Below are 12,060 nucleotides of genomic sequence, written 5' to 3' on the forward strand. Positions count from 1 at the left end.
TATAAGAGGGTAAGGCTCCCAGTAGACGACTGGGTTGATAGGCCGGATATGGAAGCCCCGTAAGGGGTGGAGTTGACCGGTACTAATAGGCCGAGGGCTTGTCCTCAGTTGCTCGCGTCCACTGTGTCAGTTCTGAGGCAACGAACAGTTGTCGGCTTTGAGTCGAACAGACAATTGAAGAGTGTGCTTGTTCGCTCGAAACCAATAGGGTTTCGGTGGTCATAGCGTGAGGGAAACGCCCGGTTACATTCCGAACCCGGAAGCTAAGCCTCACAGCGCCGATGGTACTGCAGGGGGGACCCTGTGGGAGAGTAGGACGCCGCCGAACAAATCTTGAGAAAACCCCCGTGCCGTCCGGCACGGGGGTTTTCTGCGTTTAGGGTCGAGGTTATGCGCTACGACTTGGTCATCTTCGACAACGACGGGGTTCTCGTCGACAGCGAGCCCATCTCCAACCGGCTCTTGGCTGCCTATCTCACCGAGCTCGGGCATCCGACCTCGTACGAGGACTCCCTGCGCGACTACATGGGCGCCGCCATGCATCGCGTACATGATCTGGTGGAGGAGCGGACCGGGGAGCGGTTGCCGGTGGACTTCGATGATGTCTTCCATGCGCGGGTGTTTGCCGCCTTCGAGCGAGAGTTGACGGCGGTGGATGGGGCCGTGGACGTGCTGGAGAAACTGGCGGCGGACGGGGTGCCGTACTGTGTCGCGTCTTCCGGGAGCCATGCGCGGATTCGGGTGGGGCATCGGACGACAGGGCTGGACCGGTGGTTCGACGAGGGGCGGCTCTTCAGTTCGGAGGATGTGGGGCGGGGGAAGCCGGCGCCGGACCTGTTTCTGTACGCGGCGGAGCGGATGGGGGTCGCGGCGGAGCGGTGTGTCGTCGTCGAGGACAGCCCGCTGGGGGTGCAGGCGGCTCGCGCGGCCGGGATGGATGTGTACGGATACACGGCCATGACGCCGGCGGCGCGGCTTGCGGGGGCGACCGGACTCTTCGGTGGGATGGGGGAGTTGCTGGAGCTGCTGGTGTGAGCCGGTCCGGCCGGCCGCCAGGTTAACTTGAGGGAAATTCATCTTTGGCTGGATATACCCAGCGGTACACCGGGGCCCTACGCTCGCCGCCATGACTGATGTGCTGCGGCGCGGTAGGGCTTCGTTGGCGTTCGGCTTCTTTGCTCAGGGCGTGGCGTTTGCCCTGCTGGTGACGCGGATTCCGGCCATCCAGGACCGGTACGGAGTGTCGGATGCACTGCTGCCGGCCTTCCTGGCCGCTGTGCCGGTGCTGGCCGGTGTCGGGAGTATGGCGACCGAGCGGCTGGTGAAGCGGATACCGCCGAGTCGGGTGCTGCGGTGGTCACAGCCGGTCGTGCTCCTGGCGCTGCTCGGGGTGGGCCTGGGGGAGCGGATGGTCGAGCTGGCGGTCGCGCTCGGTGCGTTCGGGCTGGCCGTGGGGGCGCTCGACGCCTCGATGAACATGCTCGGGGTGAGTCTGCAGCGGTCGTACGGGCGCAGCATCATGCTCGGGTTTCATGCCGCGTACAGCCTCGGGGGGATTGTGGGGGCTTCGCTGGCGTGGGTCGGGGCGCACTGGGATCTGGCGTTGGCCGTGTCGTATCTGCCGGTTGTGGTGGTGCTGTTGCCGGCCGCTCTGGTGGGGAGCCGGTGGTACGTCGACGGGGAAGGTGCCGGGGCAGCGGATGGTGGGGGTGAGGGCGTGGCCGGGGGTGTCCTCTTCAAGGCGCTGTTGCCGTTGTGTCTGGTGATGACCTTCGCGTACATCGGGGATGCGACGGTCTCCAACTGGAGTGCGAAGTATCTGCAGGATGTGCTGGGGAGTTCGGAGCAGCTGGCGACGGTTCCGTACAACGTCTACATGGTGACCACGTTGGTGGGGCGGGCCGTGGGGGACTTCGGGGTGCGGCGGTTCGGGACCGTGGGGGTCGTACGGGGTGGGGCGGTCGTGGCGGCGGTGGGGTTCGCCGTGGTGGCCGGGGCGCCTGGGGCGTGGGTCGGGATGATCGGGTTCACCTTGCTCGGGCTGGGGCTGTGTGTGCTCGTACCGCAGACGTTCGCGGCGGCGGGGCGGCTGTTTCCCGGGGCTTCGGATGCGGCTGTCGCGCGGCTCAATGTCTTCAACTACGTCGGGTTTCTGATCGGTTCGCCGTTGGTGGGGGCGTTGGGGGACGCGTGGAGCTATCGCGGGGCGATGCTCGTGCCGATGGTGTTGGTGCTGGTGACACTCGTGTACGCCCGTTCGTTCGCTGCTCAACCGGACCGATACGGTGGCGGGCATGAGCGGCCGCGCACAGCTGATGTGGGATGACGCAGTAACGGGTTACAACTTCGGGCCGGACCATCCGATGGATCCGGTCCGGCTGGCTCTGACCCGGAGACTGGTCGAGGCGTTCGGGCTCGATCGCGAGGTGGACGTCGTGGCGGCCAAGGCGGCCGGGGAGTCGACGTTGCGCCTTGTCCACCGGGCGGACTACATCGAGGCGGTGAAGGCGGCGTCGGTGGATCCTGGGGCGGCCGACCAGTCGTACGGGCTGGGGACGTTGGACGATCCTGCGTTCGCCGGGATGCACGAGGTGTCGGCGCTGATCGCGGGGCAGTCGGTGGGGGCCGCGGAGGCCGTCTGGCGTGGGGAGGCGCTGCATGCGGTGAATTTCGCGGGCGGGCTGCATCATGCGATGCCGGCGGGGGCCTCGGGGTTCTGCATCTACAACGATGCGTCGCTGGCGATCGCGCGGTTGTTGGAGTTGGGGGCCGAGCGGGTCGCGTACGTGGATGTCGATGTGCATCACGGGGACGGGGTGCAGGCGGCGTTCTGGGAGGATCCGCGGGTTCTGACGATCTCGTTGCACGAGCATCCGCGGACGTTGTTTCCGCAGACCGGGTGGCCGGAGGAGACGGGGGCGGAGTCGGCGGAGGGGAGTGCGGCGAATGTCGCGCTGCCGGCGGGGACCGGGGATGCGGGTTGGTTGCGGGCGTTTCATGCGGTGGTGCCGGAGTTGATCGCTGATTTTCGGCCGCAGGTGCTGGTGACTCAGCATGGGGCCGATACGCATTTCGAGGATCCGTTGGCGCATCTGGCGGTGTCGCTGGATGCGCAGCGGGCGGTGCAGGTCGCCTGTCATGAGTTGGCGCATGAGTACGCCGGGGGGCGTTGGGTGGCGCTGGGTGGGGGTGGGTACGCGGTGGTGGATGTGGTGCCGCGGTCCTGGACTCATCTGGTGGGGATTGCGGCGGGGCGGGCTGTGGAGCCGGAGGCGGTGATTCCGGAGGGGTGGCGGCAGGAGGTTTTCGCTCGTACGCGGCAGTTGGCGCCGATGCGGATGACTGATGGGCGGTGGCCTGTGGCGTGGGGGGAGTGGGAGGCGGGGTACGACCCTGCGGATCGGTTGGATCAGGCGGTGTTGGCTGCGCGGCGGGCGGTGTTTCCGTTGCGGGGGTTGTTGGCGTAGGGGTTTGTCGGCCCGGGTGCCGGGTGCCGGGTGCCGGGTGCTGGGTGCCGGGTGCTGGGTGCTGGGTGCCGGGTGCTGGGTGCTGGGGGGTGGGGTGCGCAGCCCGGCGTTGGCGGGGTGCCGCCCGCGCCTACCCGTGCCGCCCTGGGGGTCCCCCCTCTGGGGGGAGGCACGACTGCCCGCGGATTGACGGGGTGGGCGGGTGCCGCCCTCGGCCACGGCTGCCCGCGGATTGACCGGATGGCGTGGCTGTCTGCGGGCTGGCGAAGGCTTGTTACGCCAACTGTGCGGTGTTTTCGCTGTTTTCGCGGTGGTCGGCGGGGTCCATCCGTCACGATCCACCCATGGTGACCGTCGGAGCTCTCCGTGCGCATCTTCTGGCTGCCCGGCTTGCCGGGGTTGTGGCGACCTCGCGGGAGGAGAGTCTTCGTAGTTATCGGTTGTTCACTGCTCGGGATCCTCGGGTGCTGATCGGGATCGACCCCGAATGGTCATGGGGAGAGCGGGACTTGATCGGGTTGATGGCGGACAAGTGTGGGGTCTCGGCCGATCCTCGACATGTCTCCGGTCAGGACGTGATCGATCCGGAGCGGACGCTGGTCGCGCTCGAGGCGTTCGCGGAGCGGCTCGCCCTGGTCGCCCGGCGTGGGGCTCCGGTGCTGCTCGGCACCGGGCATCCGCACCGTTTGCTCGGCTTCTACGCCGCCTTGGCGGACGCGCTGTCGGCGGCTGGATGTGCCGTACTCACACCGGCGAAGGGTCGCTGTGTCGACATAACGACCCGGTTCGGTCTACGCACGTACAACCTTGATTACGTACAGGGTGTCGCGTTGGTGCGGGAACCCGGCGCTCCGGGCCTCGGTTGTGCGACCGGCGCACACACCCATTCGCCGCTCCCGGTTCGGACCGCGCTGGCCGCGATCGCCGAGGCCGGCGGGCCGCTGCCGGAGCTGGTGATCGGGGACCACGGCTGGGTCTGCGGAGCAGGTCAGCTGGGGTTCGAGACCATCGGGCTGGCCGATACGGATGACCCCGCGCTCTTCGTCGGTGAGGCGGAGGGGCGCGTGTCTGTCGTCGTTCCACTTGATGACGCTGTGCGGTCTGATTACTACCGACCGCTTACCCGCTACGTACTCAATCGGGCGTGTCTGTCACAGTAGGCCGCCGATGGGTGCACCTCTTCCCCACTCGCATCACCCGCCCCTAGTCTGGGGAGTGAGCACGCAACGACGAAGAGTCACCGGAAGGGGAAGCCGGTGGCCGTCGAGTGCGGAAGGTTCAGGTGTGTCATGGCTGCAGCTGGCGAGAGGCCTCTGAACGAGGTTCAGTTCCTTACCGTGGCGGAGGTCGCCTCGGTGATGCGAGTGTCGAAGATGACCGTGTACCGGTTGGTGCACAGCGGTCATCTGCCCGCGATCCGGGTGGGAAGGTCCTTCCGAGTCCCGGAGCAAGCGGTACACGAGTACCTCCGCGAGAGCTACGTGGGGGTGGAAACCGCCTGACGGCGATCCGGGGGGATCGAGTACAGGGCACTTTCGATCTCCCCGGAGCCTCGATTACGACCTCAGCGCTCGGGCGGGTAGGCTAGCCCCTCGTAGGTCGTGTGGGCCCATGGCGCCCAAACACCGAGTGATGAGAAGTGAGCGAGGGTAGTCGTGGGCTCTGTTATCAAGAAGCGGCGCAAGCGGATGGCCAAGAAGAAGCACCGCAAGCTGCTCAAGCGCACGCGCGTTCAGCGTCGTAACAAGAAGTAGTACGGCGCACTGCAACGCTGCGAAAGCGTGTCTGTGGCCCCCCACCACACCTGGTGGGGGGCCATACGCATATCCCCGGACGGACAGACCGCATACGTCCGCCTGAGCACAGGTGACCGGCCCTGGTCGTACGACTGGGGGTTCTCGTCACTTGTTGCTTCGGGCAGTCATCACAGCGCAACATCAACCCGCTAAGTTGGCGAGCAAGCGGGGAACCCGGCAGGGACGAGGGCTGGAAGGAAGGCGCTGATCTTGGGCAAGGTCGTGCTCGTGACCGGAGTGGCCCGTCAGCTGGGGGGCCGGTTCGTACGACGGATCCAGCGTGACCCGGAAGTGGACCGGGTCGTCGCCGTGGACGCGGTACCGCCCGAGCACCATCTGGGTGGCGCCGACTTCATCCGGGCGGACATCCGGCAGCCCACCATCGCGCGCGTGCTGGCCGAGACGGCCGCCGACACGGTCGTCCACATGGATGTCACGGCCACCGCGCTGGGCAGCGGCAGCCGGGCCACGGTCAAGGAGACCAACGTCATCGGGACGATGCAGTTGCTGGGTGCCTGCCAGAAGTCCCCCACCGTCAAGCGGCTGGTGGTGAAGTCCAGCACCAACGTCTACGGTTCGGCGCCCCGCGACCCGGCCGTGTTCACCGAGACGACCCCGCCCAAGTCCCTGCCCAGTGGCGGCTTCGCCAAGGACACGGTGGAGGTCGAGGGGTACGTACGCGGCTTTGCGCGCCGCCGGCCCGACGTGGCGGTGTGCGTGCTGCGGTTCGCCAACATCCTCGGGCCGAGCGCCGACTCGCCGCTCGCCTCGTACTTCTCGCTGCCGGTGATGCCGACGGTGTTCGGCTACGACCCGCGGCTGCAGTTCGTGCACGAGGACGATGTGATCGAGGTGCTGCGGATCGCCTCGCACGAGCCTCGGCGGGGCACCCTGAACAGCGGCACCTTCAACATCGCCGGCGACGGCGTCCTGCTGCTCTCCCAGTGCTCCAGGCGGCTCGGCCGCCCCACGGTGCCCTTGCTGCTGCCCGCGGTCACCTGGGCGGGCACCCTGGTGCGTACGCTGGGAATGACGGACTTCTCACCGGAGCAGATCCGGCTGCTGACCCACGGCCGGGTGGTGGACACGACCCAGATGCGCGAGACGCTCGGTTTCCGACCGAAGCACACCACTGCAGAAACGTTCGCGGACTTCGCGCGCAGCCGCGGACCCGGACTCCTGCCGCCGGAGGCCCTTGCGGGGGCCGTCGACCGGATCGCCGCGCTGCCCCTCGCGGGCGGCGGCCACCCCCCGACGCAGAGCGCCAACTGAGGAGCGCAGCAACGATGGCGGACGCCAAGGTCATTCCGTTCGACGACGACCGGTCCCGCGGGAGCGCCGTTCAGCGGCCGTCGCGGCGCCGGAGTGCGGGGAGCCGGCGGGGCGGCGGGGTCGGTGAGGGCGGTGCGGGCCATGAGGTCGGTGAGGTGCAGGCTCTGCCCAGCCGGGCACATGCGCAGGATGATGGGCGTGTGCCTCGTGAGAAACACCGGGAACAGCGCGAACAGCTGGACCACCTGGAACAGCAGGAACGCCCGGACCAGCCCCACCAAGTCGCGCAGGAGCCGCAGCAGCAGCCGTCCGCCGAGGACGGTCTGGAGCGGCGCATCGCGGGCGGCCTGGCCTTTCTGCGCCGCCGCCTCACCGGCGACTACGAGGTCGACGACTTCGGCTACGACGCCGAACTCACCGACAACGTCCTGATGTCCCTGCTGCGCCCGGTGTACGAGAAGTACTTCCGGGTCGAGGTGAAGGGCATCGAGAACATCCCCTCCGAGGGCGGCGCCCTGATCGTCGCGAACCACTCCGGCACGCTGCCGCTGGACGGCCTGATGATGCAGGTCGCCGTCCACGACCACCACCCGGCGGGCCGGCACCTGCGCCTCCTCGCCGCGGACCTGGTGTTCGTCCTGCCGGTCGTCAACGAACTCGCCCGCAAGCTCGGCCACACCCTCGCCTGCGCCGAGGACGCCGAACGCCTCCTCGGGCAGGGCGAGCTGGTCGGGGTGATGCCGGAGGGCTTCAAGGGCATCGGCAAGCCGTTCAGCGAGCGGTACAAGCTCCAGCGCTTCGGCCGTGGCGGCTTCGTCTCCACGGCCCTCCGGCAGGGCGCGCCGATCATCCCGTGCTCGATCGTCGGGGCCGAGGAGATCTACCCGATGCTCGGCAACGCGAAGACCGTGGCGCGCCTGCTGGGCTTCCCGTACTTCCCGCTGACGCCGACGTTTCCGTGGCTGGGTCCGCTGGGTGCGGTTCCGCTTCCGACGAAGTGGACGATTCAGTTCGGTGAGCCGATTCCGACGGGTGGTTATCCGCCGGAGGCAGCCGAGGATCCGATGCTGATGTTCAATCTGACCGATCAGGTCAGGGAGCAGATCCAGCACACGCTGTACAAGTTGCTGGTGCAGCGCCGGTCGGTCTTCTTCTGACCGAGGCGGGTACGACAACGGGGGCGCCCCTCCTGGGAGGGGCGCCCCCATCGTCGTACGGCCTCCTACTCGGCGTCCTCGCCTTCGATGCCCAGGCCGGGCAGCAGGCCCGGGAGCAGCGGCGGGAGGGTGACGTCGGGCTCGGTGGTCGGTGGCTTGGTCAGGGACGGGAAGGCGCTGCCGGTGTCCTTCGGCGGGTCGAGCAGGCCGCCGGTGTTACCGCCGAGCAGGCCGTCGTCCTCGCTGTCGGAGTCGGCGGACCGGCTCGGGCCGTCGGTGCCCGTGCGCCCGGCGTCGGAGGAGCCGCTGCCGGTGCTGGGCGCTGTGGACCGTCCGGATTCGGCCGAACCCGGAGACTGCGCGGTGCCGGAGCCGCTCCGGCCGCCGTCCTCACCGCCGCCCTGAGCCGGGGACTGGGGGAGTAGGGACTGCAGCGGGGCGACCTCCTGCTCTATGGCGTTGAACACCGACGACACCTGTTCGCTGACGTCCCCGAGTTGGACGGGCAGCCGGTCGCGCAGGGCGCCCCAGGTGTCGCGGTTCGAGCGGGAGAAGGCGGAGAGGGCCTGGATGGGTCCCAGCGAGTCGGGGTCGCGCTCGTAGGCCGCGCTCAGCAGTCGGTGGCCCTCGGAGGCGTCGTGCCGCATGCCGGACAGGGCGCGGCGGACCTCGCCCAGGGACTCGTGGTCGAGGGGGCCGCTGCGGTCGCGCTCCATCAGGCGGCGGGCTTCGTTCAGGCGGGTGGAGGCCTGGTCGAGGTACGCCTGTCCGCGCTCGTCGTCGCCGTTGGCGAAGCCGAGTTTGAAGTCCTCGATGCCGCGCTTGAGGCCGTACAGCGAGTCGCCGGGCAGGGCGTCGCCGCTGGCGGCGGCGACTCCGCCGAAGGCGCCCGCGGCGACACCGACGCTGAGTCCGCCCGCGGTAAGGCCCTTGGCCAGTCGCGTACGGGGCCGCAACTTCCCGAGCGGGGTTGCCCGGTGTGCGCCGCGGCCCCGGGAGCGCTGCCCGGGCAGCGCGGGGTCGGTCGCCTCGCCGCCCTCCTGCAGCATGGCCTCGAACTGGGCCACGAGCTGCGCCCGCTGGACGACCTTGACCTCGGGGTCCAGCTCCGGCTTGGGCAGCTCATCGAGACCGGCCGCTAGGGCCAACAGGCGGCCCTGCTCGGTCCGTTCCGCAGCAGCCGGGGCCGGTTCGGCTTCCTCGGACTGCTCGGCCGCAGTGCCCCGCTCGGACTGCTCCTCCAGGGCCTGGGCGAAGGCGTTCGCCCGCCGGTGCGCCGATACGTTCGCGATCACTGGCGGCACCTCCTCTCGTCATGACGGTCGACTCCCCAGGGGGTCCTGAGGGTTGCACGCCCTGACCGCAACCACACGAACGAGGGATCGGAGTCGGCCAGGGAGTGACCACAGGGAGCCTGCATCCCGCACAACGAGCGGCGCGGCACTTCGGTTACGGACGGCGGATGAGTGGACCGTGAACTCAACAGAGCTTCACCGTTGGTGAGTTGGGGATCGCAGAGCGTATGGATTCGGTGCGTGCGGGAGGCCGTGTGTCGTGGCCGCGTGCATGGCTGTCAGCGTGCGTCGTCCGGCAGGAGCCGGGCGAGAGTGCGTACGGCGCGGTACTGGAGGGTCTTGATGGCGCCCTCGTTCTTGCCCATCACGCGGGCGGTCTCGGCGACGGAGAGGCCCTGGAGGAAGCGGAGCGTCACGCACTCCTGCTGCTGGGGGTTGAGCCGGCGTACGGCGTCGAGGAGTGCGGCGTTGGAGAGGGACTCCAGGACGGAGTCCTCGGGGGAGCGCTCGACCTCGTTGGCGTCGAGCATCTCGCCGGTGGTCACCTCGAGGCGGAAGCGGCTCGACTTGAAGTGGTCGGCGACGAGGTTGCGGGCGATGGTGACGAGCCAGGCGCCGAAGTCGCGGCCCTGCCAGGTGAAGGTGCCGATCCTGCGCAGGGCGCGCAGAAAGGTCTCGCTCGTGAGGTCCTCGGCGGTCGCCTTGCCCCCCACGCGGTAGTAGATGTAGCGGTAAACGGTGTCGCTGTACTGGTCGTAGAGGCGGCCGAAGGCGTCGGCCTCGCCGGCCTGGGCGCGCTCCACGAGGTCCATCATCCGGGCGCTGTCGCTGTCGGCGGCCGGGCGGCGTGCGGTGGCCGCGCCGGCCGGGCGGCCTCGTCTGCCGACCGCGGCGCTGCCGTCGGCCAGTGCGTAGCACGGGCCCAGCGGCGCGGCGGTGGTGAATGCGGGGACGGCGTACGCGGTGGGGACGAAGCCGCGCAACAGGTCTTGGACCCTTGCGCGCAGCGTAGCCAGGCCCGAGGCGTCAACCCCGACGTGTGGGTACACGGGACTCCCAGAGGCAGAGCTTCCATCACGTGCAGTGCGGGACCTTTCACCCGTCGTGGCGACGGAGGGGTACCGGTTTGCGTCTGAGGAGAATAACGCTTCGTGCAGGCGCTGCTACGCCCAGTTGCTCAAATCATCGATTACGTCGCTTCTGTAACCGAATGACGTTCAGTCAAGTGCCGCAGAATGAACGGTTGTTGATCGGAAGGGTTCGGGTTTGGGATGGGTAAGGGGCGTGTTGTGGTCGGGTGCGGGTGGGGGGACTGGTTGAGGGGTTGGGTGGGTACAGGGATTGGATTGGCCCGTGTTTCGGGTGTGGCCGGGCGTTGCGGCGGTGTCGGGGCGGGGTTCCCCTTGCGCGGTGTTGGGCTGGGCGGGGGCGGGTGCGCAGCCCGGCGCTGCGAGGTGCCGCTGCGCCCACCCGTGCCGCCCCAGCGGCACGACTGCCCGCAGCTACGTAGCGGCTCGGCGAAGGCCGGTGCGGTGGGTCAGCGCCCCAAAGGGGCGCGGGGAACTGCGCGACCAGCCACGACGCACTCGCAGGTGGTGTACCCGACTTCCAGCGGAGCGCTATCGGCGGCGGCGGTGGAGGGCGATGGCTGCTGCTGTGCCGCCTGCTACTGCGCCCACGCCTGCTGCTGCCGGGATGCCGACCTTGGCTGCCTTGCGGCCCGTGCGGTAGTCGCGCAGGCGCCAGTCCTTTTCCCGGGCGTGTTTGCGGAGCTTGCTGTCCGGGTTGATGGCGTAGGGATGGCCGACCAGGGACAGCATGGGGATGTCGTTGTGGGAGTCGCTGTACGCGGCGCAGCGGGAGAGGTCCAGGCCCTCCGCGGCGGCGAGGGCGCGGACGGCCTCCGCCTTGGCCGGGCCGTGCAGGGGTTCGCCGACCAGCTTGCCGGTGTACACGCCGTCCACCGACTCCGCCACCGTGCCCAGTGCGCCCGTGAGGCCGAGGCGGCGGGCGATCACCTGTGCGATCTCCACCGGGGCCGCCGTGACCAGCCACACCCGCTGGCCGGCGTCCAGGTGCGCCTGGGCCAGTGCGCGCGTACCCGGCCAGATGCGCTCGGCCATGTACTCGTCGTAGATCTCCTCGCCGATGGACTGCAGCTCGGCGACCCGGTGGCCCTTCACGATGGAGAGGGCGGACTCGCGGACGTCCTGCATGTGGTCCGGGTCCTCGAATCCGGCCAGCCGGAACCACGCCTGCTGCCAGGCGAACTTGGCGAGGTCGCGGGTCTCGAAGAACTTCCGCTTGTACAGGCCCCGGCCGTAGTGGAACAGCGCGGCGCCCTGCATCACGGTGTTGTCCAGGTCGAAGAAGGCGGCGGCCTTGTCGTCCCCGCGCACCGGAAATTCCGGCTCCTCGGCGGGGGTGACCTGCGTGGACTTGCGCGCGGCCTCCGCCGACGCCTCGCCTGCCAACACGCTCCGCGCCGTGGCGGAGCGCCTACGGGGAGTGAGCCATCCGAGAGCGGCCATGGCGTGAGCATAGCCATTCTGTTCGGCAGTTCCGGAGTCGGCAGGTTGGAACGCTGTGAACTCTCCGCGACCGTGCCGTTAAACAAGCGGGCGCCGCGGCGCGAGAATGGCCGACATGAGTCCCCTCTTCCGGCGGAAGGCCGCCCCGGCTCCCCAGGACCGGCTCGTCACCCTCGTCCGTAAGCCCGGTTGTCATCTGTGTGACGACGCACAGGTCGTGATCGAGAAAGTCTGCGGTGACCTCGGCGTGTCGTGGGAGCAGAAGGACATCACCGAGGACAAGGAACTCCATGACAAGTACTGGGAGCAGATTCCGGTCGTCCTGGTGGATGGCCGGCAGCACACGTTCTGGCGCGTGAACGAGGACCGGCTGCGCAAGGCACTGACCGAGTAGTCCAAAACGGCCGGAACGTCACCTAGTGTCTCGTGATCCTGTTTGTGTCAGTTCGCATTGTTGTTGACGAGTTTCTTCACGTTGGTCTGGACGAGTCGGACCTTGGCGAGAACCTCGTCGGCGGTCGCGGTCCAGGTGAAGGGTTTTG

The 12,060-nt window shown here is 68.7% G+C and carries 12 protein-coding genes and 2 rRNA genes; 11 read left to right on the forward strand and 3 right to left on the reverse strand.

Annotation, left to right across the window (positions count from 1 at the left end):
• The 10 genes from ACTWQJ_RS33800 to ACTWQJ_RS33845 form a co-directional block, all read left to right on the forward strand.
• Window positions 1-106, forward strand: a 23S ribosomal RNA gene (locus ACTWQJ_RS33800); the annotation flags it as partial.
• Between the two features lie 105 nt (window positions 107-211).
• A 5S ribosomal RNA gene (gene rrf / locus ACTWQJ_RS33805) occupies window positions 212-328 on the forward strand.
• A 62-nt stretch (window positions 329-390) separates the two neighbouring features.
• The gene (locus tag ACTWQJ_RS33810; protein WP_443310308.1) at window positions 391-1,035 is read left to right on the forward strand and encodes an HAD family hydrolase; all 645 of its coding nucleotides are present in this window, start codon (window positions 391-393) and stop codon (window positions 1,033-1,035) included.
• A 91-nt stretch (window positions 1,036-1,126) separates the two neighbouring features.
• Entirely contained in the window at window positions 1,127-2,326 is a 1,200-nt protein-coding gene (locus tag ACTWQJ_RS33815) for an MFS transporter (protein ID WP_443310309.1), read from the forward strand.
• Window positions 2,295-3,467, forward strand: a complete 1,173-nt coding sequence (locus tag ACTWQJ_RS33820) for an acetoin utilization protein AcuC (protein ID WP_443310310.1) — start codon at window positions 2,295-2,297, stop codon at window positions 3,465-3,467. The genes ACTWQJ_RS33815 and ACTWQJ_RS33820 overlap by 32 nt, the downstream gene beginning before the upstream one ends.
• A 344-nt stretch (window positions 3,468-3,811) precedes the next feature.
• Window positions 3,812-4,627, forward strand: coding sequence for a phosphatase (locus tag ACTWQJ_RS33825; RefSeq protein ID WP_443310311.1), 816 nt, complete (start codon window positions 3,812-3,814; stop codon window positions 4,625-4,627).
• A 129-nt stretch (window positions 4,628-4,756) separates the two neighbouring features.
• A complete protein-coding gene (locus tag ACTWQJ_RS33830) occupies window positions 4,757-4,969 on the forward strand; it encodes a helix-turn-helix domain-containing protein (RefSeq protein ID WP_004984898.1) in 213 nt (70 codons plus the stop codon).
• Between the two features lie 153 nt (window positions 4,970-5,122).
• Window positions 5,123-5,221, forward strand: coding sequence for a 30S ribosomal protein bS22 (locus ACTWQJ_RS33835; RefSeq protein ID WP_003948845.1), 99 nt, complete (start codon window positions 5,123-5,125; stop codon window positions 5,219-5,221).
• Window positions 5,222-5,473: 252 nt separating this feature from the next.
• On the forward strand, window positions 5,474-6,535 hold the full coding sequence (locus ACTWQJ_RS33840) for an NAD-dependent epimerase/dehydratase family protein (protein WP_129799451.1): 1,062 nt from the start codon (window positions 5,474-5,476) through the stop codon (window positions 6,533-6,535).
• A gap of 14 nt (window positions 6,536-6,549) precedes the next feature.
• Complete coding sequence (locus ACTWQJ_RS33845) at window positions 6,550-7,692, forward strand: lysophospholipid acyltransferase family protein (RefSeq protein ID WP_443310312.1); 1,143 nt, start codon at window positions 6,550-6,552, stop codon at window positions 7,690-7,692.
• A gap of 65 nt (window positions 7,693-7,757) precedes the next feature.
• Here ACTWQJ_RS33845 and ACTWQJ_RS33850 read toward each other — a convergent pair whose 3' ends face one another.
• The 3 genes from ACTWQJ_RS33850 to ACTWQJ_RS33860 form a co-directional block, all read right to left on the reverse strand.
• The gene (locus ACTWQJ_RS33850; RefSeq protein WP_443310313.1) at window positions 7,758-8,987 is read right to left on the reverse strand and encodes a DUF5667 domain-containing protein; all 1,230 of its coding nucleotides are present in this window, start codon (window positions 8,985-8,987) and stop codon (window positions 7,758-7,760) included.
• 278 nt (window positions 8,988-9,265) lie between these two features.
• On the reverse strand, window positions 9,266-10,036 hold the full coding sequence (locus tag ACTWQJ_RS33855; RefSeq protein WP_224736098.1) for an ECF subfamily RNA polymerase sigma factor, BldN family: 771 nt from the start codon (window positions 10,034-10,036) through the stop codon (window positions 9,266-9,268).
• Window positions 10,037-10,606: 570 nt separating this feature from the next.
• Entirely contained in the window at window positions 10,607-11,518 is a 912-nt protein-coding gene (locus ACTWQJ_RS33860) for an HAD family hydrolase (RefSeq protein ID WP_129799447.1), read from the reverse strand.
• A gap of 106 nt (window positions 11,519-11,624) precedes the next feature.
• On the opposite strand from ACTWQJ_RS33860, the gene ACTWQJ_RS33865 reads away from it, so the two are divergent.
• Window positions 11,625-11,912, forward strand: coding sequence for a glutaredoxin family protein (locus ACTWQJ_RS33865; protein WP_443310314.1), 288 nt, complete (start codon window positions 11,625-11,627; stop codon window positions 11,910-11,912).
• The last annotated feature ends 148 nt before the right edge of the window (window positions 11,913-12,060 follow it).

Source organism: Streptomyces sp. KR55, assembly GCF_052245645.1.
GTDB classification, from domain to species: domain Bacteria; phylum Actinomycetota; class Actinomycetes; order Streptomycetales; family Streptomycetaceae; genus Streptomyces; species Streptomyces flavusporus.